Origin of the sequence: Pseudomonas sp. nanlin1, assembly GCF_045571515.1 — a bacterium.
In the GTDB taxonomy this organism is placed as follows: Bacteria; Pseudomonadota; Gammaproteobacteria; order Pseudomonadales; family Pseudomonadaceae; genus Aquipseudomonas.
This window is the reverse complement of sequence record NZ_CP124218.1, coordinates 5,204,504-5,219,468: the sequence shown is the minus strand read 5'-3', so window position 1 is coordinate 5,219,468 and position 14,965 is coordinate 5,204,504. Positions and strand designations below refer to the sequence as shown.

At 59.6% G+C, this 14,965-nt stretch carries 13 protein-coding genes and 2 pseudogenes; 6 read left to right on the top strand and 9 right to left on the bottom strand.

From position 1 onward, the window contains the following. Positions 1–82: 82 nt before the first annotated feature. Positions 83–337 (bottom strand): annotated as a pseudogene (locus tag QCL65_RS24045) (HAMP domain-containing protein); the annotation flags it as partial. A gap of 1,049 nt (positions 338–1,386) precedes the next feature. Beyond that, positions 1,387–2,607, bottom strand: coding sequence for a diguanylate cyclase (locus QCL65_RS24040; RefSeq protein WP_407313335.1), 1,221 nt, complete (start codon positions 2,605–2,607; stop codon positions 1,387–1,389). A 277-nt stretch (positions 2,608–2,884) separates the two neighbouring features. Here QCL65_RS24040 and QCL65_RS24035 point away from each other — a divergent pair, with 277 nt between their 5' ends. The 4 genes from QCL65_RS24035 (at position 2,885) to QCL65_RS24020 (ending at position 5,330) form a co-directional block, all read left to right on the top strand. Next, positions 2,885–3,124 carry a hypothetical protein gene (locus tag QCL65_RS24035; RefSeq protein ID WP_407313333.1) on the top strand — a complete coding sequence of 80 codons (240 nt, stop codon included), beginning with the start codon at positions 2,885–2,887 and terminating at the stop codon, positions 3,122–3,124. Positions 3,125–3,198: 74 nt separating this feature from the next. Further along, the gene (locus tag QCL65_RS24030) at positions 3,199–4,482 is read left to right on the top strand and encodes a GGDEF domain-containing protein (protein WP_407313331.1); all 1,284 of its coding nucleotides are present in this window, start codon (positions 3,199–3,201) and stop codon (positions 4,480–4,482) included. Between the two features lie 66 nt (positions 4,483–4,548). Then, positions 4,549–5,037: a GNAT family N-acetyltransferase gene (locus tag QCL65_RS24025; RefSeq protein WP_407313329.1), complete on the top strand. Its 489-nt coding sequence runs from the start codon at positions 4,549–4,551 to the stop codon at positions 5,035–5,037. 14 nt (positions 5,038–5,051) lie between these two features. Further along, positions 5,052–5,330, top strand: coding sequence for a hypothetical protein (locus QCL65_RS24020; RefSeq protein ID WP_407313327.1), 279 nt, complete (start codon positions 5,052–5,054; stop codon positions 5,328–5,330). Between the two features lie 216 nt (positions 5,331–5,546). Here the strand turns inward: QCL65_RS24020 and QCL65_RS24015 are convergent, their stop codons facing one another. The 5 genes from QCL65_RS24015 to QCL65_RS23995 are packed head-to-tail and all read right to left on the bottom strand — an operon-like array spanning position 5,547 to position 11,731. Continuing rightward, entirely contained in the window at positions 5,547–7,280 is a 1,734-nt protein-coding gene (locus QCL65_RS24015; protein WP_407313325.1) for an acetyl/propionyl/methylcrotonyl-CoA carboxylase subunit alpha, read from the bottom strand. Next, positions 7,277–8,896 carry a 5-oxoprolinase/urea amidolyase family protein gene (locus QCL65_RS24010; protein WP_407313323.1) on the bottom strand — a complete coding sequence of 540 codons (1,620 nt, stop codon included), beginning with the start codon at positions 8,894–8,896 and terminating at the stop codon, positions 7,277–7,279. The genes QCL65_RS24015 and QCL65_RS24010 overlap by 4 nt, the downstream gene beginning before the upstream one ends. 9 nt (positions 8,897–8,905) lie before the next feature. Beyond that, complete coding sequence (locus QCL65_RS24005) at positions 8,906–9,712, bottom strand: putative hydro-lyase (protein ID WP_407313321.1); 807 nt, start codon at positions 9,710–9,712, stop codon at positions 8,906–8,908. After that, positions 9,709–10,479, bottom strand: a complete 771-nt coding sequence (locus QCL65_RS24000; protein ID WP_407313319.1) for a LamB/YcsF family protein — start codon at positions 10,477–10,479, stop codon at positions 9,709–9,711. The genes QCL65_RS24005 and QCL65_RS24000 overlap by 4 nt, the downstream gene beginning before the upstream one ends. 19 nt (positions 10,480–10,498) lie before the next feature. Next, positions 10,499–11,731, bottom strand: coding sequence for an NRAMP family divalent metal transporter (locus tag QCL65_RS23995; RefSeq protein WP_407313317.1), 1,233 nt, complete (start codon positions 11,729–11,731; stop codon positions 10,499–10,501). 256 nt (positions 11,732–11,987) lie between these two features. On the opposite strand from QCL65_RS23995, the gene QCL65_RS23990 reads away from it, so the two are divergent. Both QCL65_RS23990 and QCL65_RS23985 read left to right on the top strand, forming a co-directional pair. Beyond that, the gene (locus QCL65_RS23990; protein WP_407313315.1) at positions 11,988–12,653 is read left to right on the top strand and encodes a GntR family transcriptional regulator; all 666 of its coding nucleotides are present in this window, start codon (positions 11,988–11,990) and stop codon (positions 12,651–12,653) included. A gap of 125 nt (positions 12,654–12,778) precedes the next feature. Then, positions 12,779–13,017 (top strand): annotated as a pseudogene (locus QCL65_RS23985) (type II toxin-antitoxin system RelB/DinJ family antitoxin). A gap of 627 nt (positions 13,018–13,644) precedes the next feature. On the opposite strand, the gene QCL65_RS23980 reads toward QCL65_RS23985, so the two are convergent. Next, positions 13,645–14,142: a hypothetical protein gene (locus QCL65_RS23980; protein ID WP_407313313.1), complete on the bottom strand. Its 498-nt coding sequence runs from the start codon at positions 14,140–14,142 to the stop codon at positions 13,645–13,647. Between the two features lie 97 nt (positions 14,143–14,239). Beyond that, a complete protein-coding gene (locus QCL65_RS23975) occupies positions 14,240–14,965 on the bottom strand; it encodes a hypothetical protein (RefSeq protein ID WP_198696807.1) in 726 nt (241 codons plus the stop codon).

Below are 14,965 nucleotides of genomic sequence, written 5' to 3'. Positions count from 1 at the left end.
GCTCCAAGCGCAGGGCCGCCTCGGAAACCGACTGCGAACTGCGTTCGACCTGGCTCAGCGAGCTGGAAAACGCTTCGACCATGCTATTCAAGCCAGTACCCACATCGCCAATTTCATCTCGGCTGCGCACGCGAACGCGTGCCGTCAGGTCGCCCTCGGCAATACGCGCGGTGACTTTCAGCAGTTCGTCGACAGCGCTACGCAGCGCGCTATAGATGCCGGCAAAGGCATACAGCAGCAATGCGCCGATGACCACAAACAAGCCGATGACAAAGGCGCGCTCACTGCTGCGCGCATGCAGGCGCGAAGCCAACTCGTCGCGCAGGGTGGCCTGCATCTGCTCCTGCGCCTTGTAGAACAGCGCGACCACGGCATTGCCGCGCTCGCCAAGGGTATTGGCGACCACCGTCGAGGGGGTGGTGGGGTCCAAATAGTCGTTGAGGTCGCGGCGCAGGCTTTCCAGTTCGGTCACCGCCGCATTGATGGGCTGCTCCACCGTATCGGCAAGTCCCGGTTCTTCACGGCGCAGCAGTCGTAAGCTCTGTAGCAATTCCTGGCGGATCTGCTGTTCTTGCTTGAGCAGCGTCAAGGTAAAGGAGCGGGTGGCTTCATTGGGCGTACGGCTGGAGTCGAACCCGCTGGCCAAGCCGCGCAGTTGCCCGATCATGTTGATCTGACGGGGTAGGCGCAGTGTGCTCAGGTCGATCAGAAACAGCGAACCGTAGTCTTCATCCAGCACCATGCCGGAGGTGGCCGAAACGTAGTAGATAAAGTTCAGCACGCTGGTGAGCTGGTCGTTCCAGGCTCCGAACATTACTAAGGCTGGTTCGCCGGCCTTGACCCGCTCGGTCAACTGGCGGCTGTCAGCCCGCAGCTTTTGCACGCGGTCGGCGGTTTCCAGCCCTTTACCCAGGGTGTCATCGGATTTGGCCAGGGCCGCATAGGCGTCGTCGAGTTTCTCGGCGTTGCGTACTAAATCGGCGCTGGCGCTGGTGTCGCCACTGAGCAGGCGCTGGGACAAAGCGCGCTGCATCATGCTCAGGCGCAGCACCGGAGTGACGTTCTGCAAGTATTGCTGACCGATTTGTTCATGGGTCAGGCTGGTGATGCTGGCGTTTAGCCCCTGCATGATGCGGGTACCGAGCAGCAGCAAGGGGATGAAGATGATAATCCCCAGGATCACAAATTTTATGGGGAAGCGAACGCGGTTGGTAACGTAAACGGCAGGGGCTAATAAGTTCATCAGGTTCTCGCTCACTGGGGCTCAGTGACAGCCTTTTAGGCCTTTTTGAGAAACTCCATTTCTCGTTTAGGTTTGGCCATAGCGTGTTCCGCTACAGCTCACGGTTAATTGGGGGCAAACGAGGCGTATTGGTTGGCGGTCAGTCAGGCATTCACCACTTCGGGGCGGGCACAACACACACGGTTTCTGCCGGCTTTTTTGGCGGCGTATAACGCTGTATCGGCAGAGGCGATCAAATCATCAGCGCGGATGTGCGGCGCAATGCCGCTGGCGATGCCCAGGCTAATCGTCACCACGGCCTCGGCGCCCATGACCGGGTGGGGGATCGCCGCAGCCATGACCTCGGCGCGCAGTCGTTCGGCCATGCTGCGGGCTTCGGCTGGTTGGGCATTGAGCATCAGTACGAGGATTTCTTCGCCGCCGAAGCGAAACACCCAGGTGTCTTCCTGGCTGGCGGTTTTCTTGATGCAGGCGCTCAACCGTTGCAGGCACTGGTCGCCCTGCATATGCCCGTAGGTGTCGTTGAAGGCTTTGAAGTTGTCGATATCGAGCAGAATCACTGAAACATTGCGGGGCGAGTACAAGGCGTCTTCCCAGGTGGTTTCGGTGACCTCTACCAAGTAACGGCGGTTGTACAGGTTGGTCAGCGAGTCGGTCCGCGCCATGGTCGTGAGTTGCGACTGCAAAATTCGCCCGCGCAGGGCAAACAGGTAGGCCATGCGGCTATCGCGTTCGAGAAAGTAAGAGCCCATCAGCAAGAAGATCGCAGCGGCGATAAAAAACAGGCTATTGGCCCGCCACACGGCAAATTCCATGGCGCCCGAGACAAAGGTCGCCAGCATTTGCAGGCTTACCATGATGACGATGGAACCGCAGGCGTATTGAAAGGGCAGGCGTTGAATCATGGTGCAGAACACCATGTTCAATATGGTGCCCATCTGGAAGTGCATACGGTACGGGCTATCGCTGAACAGCATGGCCACCAGCGGCAGAATGACCGACAGCACGCTGCCAAACGATGCCAGGCCCTCGCGTGCACCCCGCGAATGCAAATGCGGCAGGATGATCAGGGTCAAAATGATTGCCGGGGTGAAAACCCCTAGGCGGCCCAGGGCGATGATGTGGAACGCGTCGTTCAGCGACAGGTAATCGTTGATCAGAAAGCAGTTGTAGACCAATACGCCTACCAAACCCGTGAGCGCTAAGAAGCGGTTGCGCTCTACTCGGGTTTCGCTTTCGTATTGGGCTTCGATAGCCGGGCTGAAACGCAGGCGACAAAGGCCCGATGCGATCTTGCGTTCGATAGCCTCGAGCGCTTGAGCATCGGTTTTGAAGGCGGGTGACACCGCGTCTGAAATTGGCATATTGCACCGGCTGTGCTGAAAAGTGAGGTCGCCTGGGCATCTGTCTGGGCATAGACAGGAAGTTGATGTCTTAGTGCCATCATTAGCGGCTTCGGTTCATTTTCTTGCACAAAAAATAATCTATCGCCCTCATGCAGGCCGTCGATAGACGAACCACGCGCGTAAATGGTTGTCATTAGTTACTCGGTGGTACGCTCGACGGGGCCCGGACAGGGCCCTCTCTGGCGTCTGACCGGTTTTGAAAAACTCTTATCTTCTTTCAACGGATTGAAATGAAATGAGCGAAATTGCCCAGTACACCGCAGGATTTATCCTGTTTTTGCTACTGTTTGCCGGCCTGCACCGTTATGTCGTGCGCAAATGGCTAGGCTTGAGCCTATTCGTCACGGGAATGGTGATGTGCACCTGGTGGTTCAAAGAGGTTCAGGGTTTCGATCCCGGTGCGCTTGCGACCAGCACCGTTATCATCGGATTAGCCCTGTTTAGTACTCGAAGCGCATTTAGCGGCCCTGTGTAGCGGGCCCGAACTGACCCCCGGAGCGGTGCCCCCACAATGTCGATACCGCCAGCAGGCCCGCGACGGCCGAAAACATGAGCATCAGTGCCTTATTGGATTCTGACGTTGGCCGAACCCGCGTTGCGGATGAGCGCTTTGACGCGTTGACCCGCTTGGCCCATCGCCACTTCAAGGTGGCCACTGCGTTGATAGTCGAGCACGAAGGCGAGCGGCTTAAGCTGCGATCCTGCATCGGTGATGCCTCGAGCCGAGTGCCAGCGCGCTCGACTAACGCCAGTTTGCACGTGGTCGAGCCCATCATGAGTGCCGAGGGCAAGCGCCTGGGCGATTTCATATTGCTTGACGGCCGCTTCCGCGAGCTCACTGACGAAGAACACGCCCTGCTCACCGACCTGGCTCACCTGGCGGGCATCGCCGTGGAAGGTGACCACGCCAGGGCCGTGCTGCGCGATGAAGTGGCGGCCATGCGTGAGAGCGAGCTGCGTATGGCCCTGGCGATCAACAACAGTGGCACCGGTATTTGGGACCGCAATGTGGCCACCGATGAAATCCACTATTCAACTGGCTGGAAAGCCATCCTGGGTTACGGCGAAGATGAGATCGGCACGTCGATTGATGAAAGCTATCACCGCCTGCACCCTGACGACCTGCCCTACGTGCAGGCCAGTATCCAGGCGCACTTTCAGCAGATCACCCCTAGCTACGAGGTGGAGCACCGTATCCGGTGCAAGGACGGGCGCTATAAATGGATCGCCAGCCGCGGCAAGGTGATCAGCCGTGATGCGAATGGCCAGCCCATACGCATGGTCGGCACGACCACCGACATCACCGAACGCAAGAAAATGGAAGCTGAGCTGAAGACCTTGGCCACCATCGACTTTCTGACCCAGTTGCCCAACCGGCGACACTTTATGCATCAGCTCGACGCTGAACTGGGGCGCGCCCGTCGTAATGAAACCCACACCACCAGTGTGCTCATGTGCGACCTGGACCACTTCAAAAGCATCAATGACCGTTTCGGCCACGCGTTTGGTGACCTGGCGCTGCGGCACTTCGCCAACCTGTTGAGCCGCCAACTGCGCGTATCCGACAGCGCCGGGCGCTTGGGCGGTGAGGAATTCGCGGTGCTGTTGCCCGACACCAACACCAAAGACGCCACGGCCTTCGCTCAGCGCTTGCAGTCGGAATTGGCCAAAGCGCCGCTGACCTTCGACGGCGATAACCTGCCGCTCACCGTGAGCATCGGCATCAGCGCCCTGGGCCGGGGCGATGACAGCCCCGATGCGGTGCTTTCGCGCAGCGACCAAGCCCTGTACCGGGCAAAAGAGAATGGGCGTAACCGCGTCGAATTCGCCTGAGCGGGGCGGTCATCGCCGGGTTGGGTTAACCTGTGGGGCCTTCGGTCTTTTCGTGCAGGCGCTGATATGACTTCTATTCAATGCGGCTACCAACCGGGCTTGATCGGCCGAGTCACGCAGCTTCATGCCACCTTCTACGCGCAGCACGCGGGCTTCGGGCAGTTCTTCGAAAGCCAGGTTGCCAGTGGTCTAGCGGAATTCGCCGGGCGCCTGGGCGCACCGCGCAATGGGGTCTGGGTGGCGATGCAGGAGGAGCAGATCGTCGGTTCGGTGAGCGTCGATGGCGATGCACCGGGCGATAAGGTTGCGCTGATACGCTGGTTTATCGTCGATCCCCAAGCCCAAGGCGCCGGCCTGGGCCGCCAGTTATTGAGCCAGGCGCTGCAGTTCTGCGACCAGCAAGGCTTCACCTGCGTGCGGCTATGGACGTTCCAAGGCCTGGACGCGGCGCGTGCACTTTATGAGCAGCACGGGTTCGTGCTGATGGAAGAAAGCGTAGGCGAGCAGTGGGGCCCGCCGGTGGTCGTGCAGCGCTTCGAACGCGTCAGCCCGTAACGAAAGGCGCCCCAATGCCCACCCTCAAGGCCCGCGAGGTCTATCAACAATTACGCGACGCTGCCTTGGGGCTCCGCCCCTTGCGCCGGCTCGGCCTGCAGCAAGTCGATATCGACGGTTGGCACCTGAGCCTGGATTTCGACGGCTATCACCTGCACCACTGCACCCACTGCCAAACCCCGGACGGCCGCCAATGGTCGCTCGACACCGACCAACGTTTTGGCACCGACCCGGTTAGCTTGCTTAGTACCTGGGAGTTGGTGCAGGTGGAGCGGTTATTGGCGCGAGGGTAGGGGTGATGGGGGGCGCGGAACAGATCGGGGGCAAGCCCCCTCCTACGAGCCATACGTTCATGCGTTCACACGTTCATGCGTTCATGCGTTCACACGTTCATGCGTTCATGCGTTCATGCGTTCATGCGTTCATGCGCCCATACGTTCATGCGCGCACACGTTCATGCGTCCACACATCCAAACGTAGGAGGGGGCTTGCCCCCGATCTGTTCGGCATCAATCACCAACCTCGATGCGCCCAATAACAGCACCCGCTTCGAAATATTCCCCCGCCGCTTGGCTAATCCGTACCCGCCCAGCGCACGGCGCCAGCACTGAGGTTTCCATTTTCATCGCTTCAACCACGGCAATCACCTGGCCGCTGCTCACGCTGTCGCCTTCTTCCACCACCCAGGCGTACAGGTTGCCCGCCACCGGGGTTAGCACGGCATTTGGGTCGGCGGGTTCTGCGGCGGGGGTGGTTTCGCGGCGGGTATCTGGCAGGCTCAGGCCCTGCAACAGCGCGGTTGGCAGGCCCAGCGCGTGGCGTTTGCCGTCGATCTCGACGAAGGTGCGCAGTACACCCGGGTCGGCCGGCGTGTCGCTGCGGTGGGCGAGGGTGACTTGGTCGGCGAAATCGGTTTCGATCCAGCGGGTGTGCACGGCAAAGCGGTCCGCGCCGGTGAAGTCGGCATGCTCCATCACCGCGCGATGGAAAGGCAGCACCGAGGCGATGCCTTCGATGTTGAATTCAGCCAGGGCGCGGCGGGCGCGGGCGATGGCTTGTTCGCGGGTGGCGCCGCTGACGATCAGTTTGGCCATCATCGAGTCGAAGTTGCTCGGCACTTGCGAGCCGCTGATGACACCGCTGTCCAGGCGTACGCCAGGGCCTGAGGGGGGGTGGAACACAGTGATGTGGCCAGGAGTTGGCAGAAAGCCTTTGCCCGGGTCTTCCGCATTGATGCGAAATTCGAAACTGTGGCCGCGCGGGGTCGGGGTTTCGCTGATGGACAGCGGCAAGCCGTCGGCGATGCGCAGTTGTTCGATCACCAGGTCGACGCCGGTGGTCTCTTCGGTCACCGGGTGCTCCACCTGCAAGCGCGTGTTGACCTCCAGAAACGACAGCGTACCGTCCTGGCTCAGCAAAAACTCCACCGTGCCAGCGCCTACATAGTTGGCCTTGGCGCAGATATCCTGGGCGGCCTGGTGAATGCGTTGGCGCTGCTGCTCGCTGATGAAGGGCGCTGGGGCTTCTTCCACCAGCTTCTGGTTGCGCCGCTGCAGGGAGCAGTCGCGGGTGCCGACCACCACCACTTTGCCGTGTTTGTCGGCCAGTATCTGCGCCTCGATATGCCGCGGGCGGTCGAGGAATTGCTCGACGAAACACTCGCCACGGCCAAACGCGGCCTCGGCCTCACGCACGGCCGATGCGAACAGTTCGGCCACCTCGTCCAAGCGCCAGGCGACTTTCATGCCGCGCCCGCCACCACCGAAAGCGGCCTTAATAGCGATAGGCAGGCCGTGTTGCTCAGCAAAGGCCAGCACCTGGGCGGCATTTTCCACCGGCCCCGGGGTGCCAGCCACCAGCGGCGCACCTACCTGCTGGGCAATTTTGCGCGCTTGGACCTTGTCGCCCAGCACGTCGATGGTGTCTGGGTTCGGCCCGACCCAAATCAGCCCTGCATCGATCACCGCCCGAGCGAACTCGGCCCGTTCGGACAAAAAACCGTAGCCGGGGTGCACGGCGTCGGCACCGCTGCGTTTGGCCACGGCGAGCAACTTGTCGATCGCCAGGTAGGTCTCGGCCGGGCGCTGGCCATCGAGGGCGAAGGCTTCGTCAGCCTGGTGTACGTGCTGGGCGTCGATGTCGGCATCGGCATACACCGCGACCGATTGAATGCCGTAGTCCCGGCAAGCGCGGGCGATGCGTACGGCGATTTCGCCACGGTTGGCGATCAATAATTTTTTCATGGGGTTTTCTTCGCATCGGCAGTGGAAAAAGAGGCTTCTGCGCTGGGCTGGATGTCGTCGAAGCCGCCTAAAGGGTTGAAGCGAATCTGCGCGTTGACCGGTATTTGCCCGGCCAGGTCCAAGTGGTAGCTGGCCACCGCCGCGATCACCGGGTAACCGCCGGTCAACGGGTGGTCGGCCAGAAACAACACCGGCTGGCCGCTGGCGGGCACCTGAATGGCGCCCACCGAGGTGCCTTCGCTGGGCAGCTCCTGGTGATTACTGCGCGCCAGCGGGGTATCCCCCGCCAACCGAATACCCACGCGGTTGGACTGCGGGGTCACGCGCCAAAGTTGGCTGCTGAGCAGTGCGATAGCGTCTTCGGTAAACCAGTCGGTGCGCGGGCCCATCACCACGTCCAGGGTGACGATGCTGCTGGCATCGGGCAGGGCAAAGGCCGGGGTCTCCCCCATGGATACACTGGTGCCCGTGGTCCGCGGGTTGAAGCCCAGGCGGTCACCTGCGGCTAACGCGGGGGGGCCAACCTGGGCCAGGGTGTCGGTGGACAAACTGCCGAGCACCGGCGCAACCGCGAAACCGCCGCGTATCGCCAGGTAGCTGCGCAGCCCGGCTACCGGGGCGCCCAGGCGCACCTGGTCGCCGGCTTCCAGTTCGATGGGTTGGTAATTGTCGGCCTGCCATTGCAGGCCGCTGGCGTTGGTGATGCTCAACGGGGTTTGCGCCCCCGTGACCGCGATCACCGCCCGGCCATGGCAGACAAAACTGAGGCCACCGAGCACCGATTCCACACAGGCCATGTCGGTGGCGTTGCCCACGGCGCGGTTGGCCGCGCGCAGGGCCCCGGTGTCGAGCGCGCCGGAGCGGGACACGCCTTGGCCGGTCTGGCCTGGGCGGCCGAGGTCTTGCAGAACGCTGTGCAAGCCTGGGCTGATGATCTCTAGGTAGGCGCCGCTAGGTTCGGCAGCCCGCGCGGGCGTATTTGGCCCCGGCAGGCCTGCCGCCGGAAGCGGGCCGGCATCGGTAAAGCGCACTTTATAGCCGGGGCGCAGCAAGGCCGGTTCAGCGCGGTTCATGTCCCACATCTGCAACGGCGTGACGCCGATGATTTGCCAGCCACCGGGGCTGGCCTGCGGGTAAACGCCACTGAAATTGCCCGCCAGGGCCACCGCACCGGCGGGGATGCGGGTGCGCGGGGTTTGCCGACGCGGCACCTGAAAACCAGCACCGCCGGTGAGGTAGGCAAAGCCGGGGGCAAAACCGCAAAAAGCCACGCTGTAATCGTGGGCCGTGTGCCGCTGAATGACCTCGGCGCGGCTGATCTGCAGCAGGCTGGCCACCTCGTCGAGGTCCTCGCCGTTGTAGTGCACTGGTATTTCTACCCGGTGCAGCACGGCTTCCCGGCGCTGGCTGAGGTCTTGCCCGGCGATGCGCTGCACCAAGGCCTGGCGCTCGATGGCACTGGGGCGAAATTGAATCAGCAGCGTTCGCGCGGCGGGAATGATTTCTTCCACACCGGCAATCGGCTCGGCGCTCAAAGCGTCGAATAAGGCCAGGGTTTCGTCGAGGTCATTCAATTCGACGAGCAGGGCGTCCAGGTTGACCGGTAGAAAACGCACAGCAGACTCCTAGACGTGGTAAGTGCTGTCGGGCACGTCGGTGATAAACATATGGCCCGGCGAATGGGTGATGGCAAACGGCACGCCCGAAGCCATGACCGCCGCCTGGGGCGTCACGCCACAGGCCCAAAACACCGGAATTTCCCCCGGCTCGATGCGCACCGCCTCACCGAAATCGGGGCGGCTCAGGTCGTCGATGCCCAGCAGCGCCGGTTCGCCGATGTGCACCGGGGCGCCATGCACCGAAGGGTAGCGCCCCGAGATAGCACTGGCCTGGGCCACCTGGGCCGCCGGGATCGGGCGCATCGACACCACCATTTCCCCGTGCAAGCGCCCGGCGGGGCGGCAGGCGCGGTTAGTGCGGTACATCGGCACGTTGCGGCCATCAGCGATGTGGCGTACTTCGATACCGGCCTCTTGCAGGGCCGTTTCAAAGGTAAAGCTGCAACCAATCAAGAACGCCACCATGTCGTCATGCTCGGCCCAGGCTTGGGTGGCGTCGCTGACTTCCTCGACCAACTTCCCATCGCGCCAGATGCGGTACAGCGGCAGGTCAGTGCGCAGGTCGGCGCCCTCCGCCAGCAATGTGCTCGGCTGGCCCGCGTCACTGACATCCAGAATCGGGCACGCTTTTGGATTACGCTGGGCGTACAACAAAAAATCGTAGGCCCATTCCCGGGGCAGGGCGATCAGGTTGGCTTGGGTCAGGCCTGGCGCGATACCGGCCGTAGGGCTGACGCGACCACCCCGGTAGGCCACGCGGGCGTCGCGGGCGGCGGCGATGGCGGCTTGGCGAGCCTGTTCGAGGGCGCTCATGGGCGCACCCCGGCAAAAGGCCGCAACGCTACATTGGCCTGCTCCAGCACCTGGCGCAGCGCCCGGGCCATTTCCACGGCAGCCGGGCTGTCGCCGTGCACGCAAATGGAATCGGCCTGGATGCGGGTCTGGCTGCCATCGATGGCTTCCAGGGTGCCGTCTTGCACCAGGCGCAGCATGCGCTCGGCCACCAACTGTGGGTCATGCAATACAGCACCGGGCTCGCGACGCGACACCAACGTGCCCTGGGGCGTGTAAGCACGGTCGGCGAACGCTTCGGCAATGCACGGCAAGCCCTCGCTGCGGGCCAGTTCGATCAGCTCAGAGCCCGCCAACGCCACCAGTACCAGCGTGGGGTCAACCGCACGAATGGCGGCGATCACCGCCAGTGCCTGGCGCCGGTCATGGGCGATGGTGTTGTACAGGGCGCCGTGGGGTTTCACGTAGCTCACCGACGTGCCCGCGGCCTTGGCCAAACCTTGCAGCGCGCCGATCTGGTAGATCACGTCGGCGGTCAGTTCTTCACTGGTGACGTCCATATTGCGCCGGCCAAAGCCGACCTTGTCGGGGTAGGCCACGTGGGCGCCCACACTGACGTTCTTCGCCACGGCGGCCTTGAGCGTCCGCAAAATGCCGGCCGGGTCGCCCGCGTGGAAACCACAGGCAATATTGGCACTGGTGACCACCTCCAGCATGGCCGCATCATCGCCCATGCTCCAAGCGCCAAAGCTCTCACCCAGGTCGCTGTTCAGGTCAATCGCACGCATCGGGAACACCTCCAATTAATTAGGCCGCGCCAATAAAGGCAAAGATGGCACCGGCCGATTTGTAGGCCATGAACCACGACAGCAGGCAGGTCAGCACGCCCAGTATCAGCAGCCAGCGCGGGTAGTGGTAGCCGTCCATAAGGTCGGCGCGGCGCCAGCCCACATACATAAATATACTCAGGCCCAGGGGCAGAATCAGGCCATTGAAACCGCCCGCGAATACCAACAGCGCCGCCGGAGGCTTGCCGATCAGCAGGTAGACCGCCAGGGCCACCACGATAAACACCACCGTGGCCAGGTTACGGCCGCGCTCGGTAATGTTTTTCGAGAACACCGTGATAAACGACATCGACGTATAGGACGCACCGATCACGCTGCTAATACCAGCGGCCCACAACACCAGGCCAAACATCAACAAGCCCACTTCACCCGCCGCCGCCTCGAACGCCTGCCCGGCAGGGTTGGCACCCTTGCCCGACACATCGATCACCACGCCACTGGCCACCACGCCAAGAATAGCCAGAAACAATACGTAGCGAACCACACCGGTGACCAGGATGCCGGTCAGCGCCGCCCGCGACACCGCCTCAATGTTCTCCACCCCAACGGTGCCGCGATCGAGCAAACGGTGAGCGCCGGCATAGGTGATATAGCCACCCACCGTGCCGCCGACGATGGTGGTGATGGCCGCAAAATCAACAAAGTCAGGCCACACCGCCTGACGCAGGGCCTCGCCCAACGGCGGATGCGTCGCAAAGGCCGCGAACGCAATCAAGCACACCTTAAGAACACCCAACGCCATCATGATGCGGTCCATGGCAATGCCCGCCCGATGGGACGAGAAAATCGCCACCGCCAACAGCGCACTGAATGCCCCGCCCCACTTCGGGTCCAGGCCGGTCAAGACATTCAAACCCAGGCCCGCCCCGGCAATATTGCCCAACATAAACACCAGGCCCCCGCACAGCACCAACACCGTCAGCAGGTAACCACTGCCGGGAATCGCCGCGTTGGCCAAGTCTGCCGCACGCATCTTGGTCAGCGTAACAATCCGCCAAACGTTCAGTTGCACCACAAAGTCGATCAGAATCGAGGCCAGAATCCCGAACGCAAAGGCCGCGCCCAAGGTCGCAGTGAAAGTCGCCGTCTGGGTCAGAAACCCAGGGCCAATCGCCGACGTCGCCATCATAAATATCGCCGCTATCAGCGATGAACGCCGCGCCTTGGTGAATGCTTGAGTCGTCTGTGTCACGGCATCATTCCTACAATGGGGGATACCTCGACAGAGCAATGAGCATGCCAAAGCCCTGATAACTGGGTCTAACTGTAGGTGAGCAAAGGATTTATTGTTGAACAATCTATGAGTCTTGAGTGAGTCAAAAGCACCACATTGTTACTTTCTGCCCTGCCGGCGCTACCTAATGATGCACACCGGGTGCATCATCCTTGTGCGACACCGCTGCCTCTGTTGGAATATCCACGCGGTCTTTCCCACCCATGGATGCCTTATGAACGACGCTTCTCCCGCCCTGCCTCGCACACTGGGGGCCTCCATCACCCACGAAATCCGCAGAATGCTGGTCGAGGGCGAACTCGTTCCAGGCCAACGCCTGTCCGAAGCCGCCCTGGCCGACAGCCTCAACATCTCCCGCAACACCCTGCGCGAAGCCTTCCGCGTCCTCACCCGCGAAGGCCTGCTCAAACACGAACCCAACCGCGGCGTCACCGTGGCCGAACCCGACATGGCCTCGATCATCGACATCTACCGCGTACGCCGCTTCATTGAATGCAAAGCCCTCGCCCAGGGCTACCCCAAACACCCCGGCGCCCTGCACATGCGCGAAGCCGTCGAAGCCGGCATCCACGCCCGCGCCCACAAAGACTGGGTCGCCGTCGGCACCGCCAACATGATGTTCCACACCGCCATCGTCGAACTGGCCGACAGCCCACGGCTGGAAGTTTTCTATGGGCAGATGTCGGCTGAACTTAGGTTGGCTTTTGGGCTGCTGAATGATCCGGAGTTTTTGCATCTGCCTTATGTGGATATGAATGCTTCGATCTTGCGCAGCTTGGAGGAAGGTCGGGCGGAGGAGGCTACGCAGTTGTTGGAGGCTTATTTGGTGCAGTCGGAGAGGACGGTGTTGGCGGCTTATGAGCGGAGGATGAGGCGGTGAGGGTGGGGTTGGGAGCTGAAGGTTGTGCTCGCTGAGTAGTGTGAATAGCGATTGGTTTTAGGCTTGCCTAGACGTGGCTTTTTATCGTGCGGTGACGAGAACGTCATTACAGGGAGGATCGTGCTGTGGCTTCCATCAGTATTCGTATCGATGACGACTTGAAAGCTCGTGCTTGCCGGGAGCTGGAAAAGCTTGGTGTCATACCTTCTGAATTGATGCAAGGGTGTTGCGGTATGTGGTGGAGCGGGGGGAGTTGCCTTTCGAGCCAGGCCTAATGACTGGAGATGATGAAGATTTGGTGGCGACAGTGCGTGAGCGGGTGGGTAGTCCTGTGCGGGTTAAGGTTTCGCTGGGTGATTTGTAGTCTTCGGTTCGATGCGCGTGCGCTGAAGGGGTGGTGGGGATCTGGGGATTCGGTGCACTAGGACCTCAAAGAGACGCTGTCAGCGTTTTCTGCGAAATGCGTGTGTTTGAAAGCCGCGCCAACCTAAGCAGGAAGGTGATGTAGCCCAAAAGGAGAAAAACCGCGAGCACGCGGGTTTTTTCGTGGTTCCAGAGGCTTCAACAGCTTCTGTTGAAGCCTATATAGTGCGGCACCAGGAGTCGAAAAATGAGCTAACTAGCTGAATTGTAGGTTACTTAAAGTAATGAAAAGGAATTCTATCCCTAAAGCTATCCTAATAAAGGCTCGCAGTTTATATTCCGCAAACTGACGAGCTCGAAGTGTGCTGATTGATTCAGCGAGAATAAAAGCTGACGTTGAGATTTCTGTGTGCAAGGAGATTATTGGCGGCAGAAAAGTGGTAGAGCCCTAGTGGTGGTTGGAAAGCTAACCTAGCTCTACTGCCTTTGACTGACTGGGCGTGGACGATTTTGGGGATGCTAAATTATATAATGCTGTACACCTTATAACTTTAATTTTGATAAGGGTTGTTGTTTGCCGAAACACGTCACTAAAAATTCGGATCGGTATTAATCAAAAGCTCTATCGCTAAATTTGGACTGATAGCTGCCATGTAGATGATTTTGCGCGTGCGATTATTTCAGGTACAGATGTTAGCAGAAGCTCCTCCGTAACTTTGTTATAAAGAGCTACTCTATGACGTGCTCCCAATTGATCTGCTGCAGATATTTCACTTTCGGTAAGTGCGAAGAAGAAACCAGAAAACCCAGGCTTGACTCTGGGCTGACTTGCACTTTTTATCTCAATAAATTGCATAAATTGAAGGGATTGAGCTACTGCCACGGAATCTAGGAAGTCGAGTTCACACCCATGTGGAAGGGCTATAGCATCGAAGCTTGACGATTTAATTGAAATGCCGGAGTTTCTCAGGGAGGTCAGAAGCACCTGCAGAGCCAGCCCCTTTGGGCGCGGTATCCAATGGGACATCGCTGATAGTACAGAAATTTCACCTAAAGCACCATTTTGATTGGCTAGCCGTGCTAGATGGGCGTGTTTATTCTTAATAAGTTCTAGTAGTGACATCATATTTTAATAATTTCTCATATGAGGCTAGCGCGATATTTATTTATATGACGCGCTTACTCGTACTATATTGGGCGCCGAACGACGCCCGTATTGCAGCTTAAGCAAGATGTGGCATAAGCGCAGCAGTCTTCGCTTTTTCATCTTTTTGGGGAGTTTCCCACCAGTTTGCTAGACGTTTCAAATAAGGTTGCCATAGCGATTTCTGAGACTCTTTAATGAGCCTTAGGTACGGTGCTTGTTTACGCATGAAGCCCCAACACTCCCCTGAGAAATTTGAAAGTACGAAATCGATTGCAAGAACCGCGTCCATAGGAGGGAATGCCAAGCGTGGCGCAGGCAGCAGTAGACTATTGCCAAGCATACCAGCGTAAGGCAACATGGCGTTACCGCCGTGTTGGAAGTGATATAGCGGGTGAGCTTCAAGCGTAGGGTTGCCCTCTTGGTTATGACGGTCGAAGTGCCACGCGCATAGAAGAGATCCACAAGATGATTTTATTATAATATCTAGTACTAAATCAGTGAGCTGATCTGCTTCATCATTGTTAAGGTCTCCAGCAAGTGAAAGGCTCACTTCAATCGTGAGGGGGCCAGGGCAATTTACAGGTTGTGTGCTCTGGGGTACATTCACGCGAAGTTGAAGTCCAGAAATCTTGTAGTTCCACGTGGACCCTTTAGTGGTTCGCGTGATCGTATTAGCGGAAGATTTTAGTACGTCCGGATTTACAATTGTCCCGTGCATCCCTGATTTTAGTACTTCAGCTAAGGCAATCAGGTCAGACGACATTTTTTTTCGAACGAGTTCTGGTGACTGTTTCTTAGCCAT

Coding starts and splice junctions, on each gene's coding strand:
- QCL65_RS24040 (WP_407313335.1), bottom strand. CDS start 2,607: ATGCCAATTTCAGACGCGGTGTCACCCGCCTTCAAAACCGATGCTCAA.
- QCL65_RS24035 (WP_407313333.1), top strand. CDS start 2,885: ATGAGCGAAATTGCCCAGTACACCGCAGGATTTATCCTGTTTTTGCTA.
- QCL65_RS24030 (WP_407313331.1), top strand. CDS start 3,199: ATGAGCATCAGTGCCTTATTGGATTCTGACGTTGGCCGAACCCGCGTT.
- QCL65_RS24025 (WP_407313329.1), top strand. CDS start 4,549: ATGACTTCTATTCAATGCGGCTACCAACCGGGCTTGATCGGCCGAGTC.
- QCL65_RS24020 (WP_407313327.1), top strand. CDS start 5,052: ATGCCCACCCTCAAGGCCCGCGAGGTCTATCAACAATTACGCGACGCT.
- QCL65_RS24015 (WP_407313325.1), bottom strand. CDS start 7,280: ATGAAAAAATTATTGATCGCCAACCGTGGCGAAATCGCCGTACGCATC.
- QCL65_RS24005 (WP_407313321.1), bottom strand. CDS start 9,712: ATGAGCGCCCTCGAACAGGCTCGCCAAGCCGCCATCGCCGCCGCCCGC.
- QCL65_RS24000 (WP_407313319.1), bottom strand. CDS start 10,479: ATGCGTGCGATTGACCTGAACAGCGACCTGGGTGAGAGCTTTGGCGCT.
- QCL65_RS23990 (WP_407313315.1), top strand. CDS start 11,988: ATGAACGACGCTTCTCCCGCCCTGCCTCGCACACTGGGGGCCTCCATC.
- QCL65_RS23980 (WP_407313313.1), bottom strand. CDS start 14,142: ATGATGTCACTACTAGAACTTATTAAGAATAAACACGCCCATCTAGCA.
- QCL65_RS23975 (WP_198696807.1), bottom strand. CDS start 14,965: ATGGCTAAGAAACAGTCACCAGAACTCGTTCGAAAAAAAATGTCGTCT.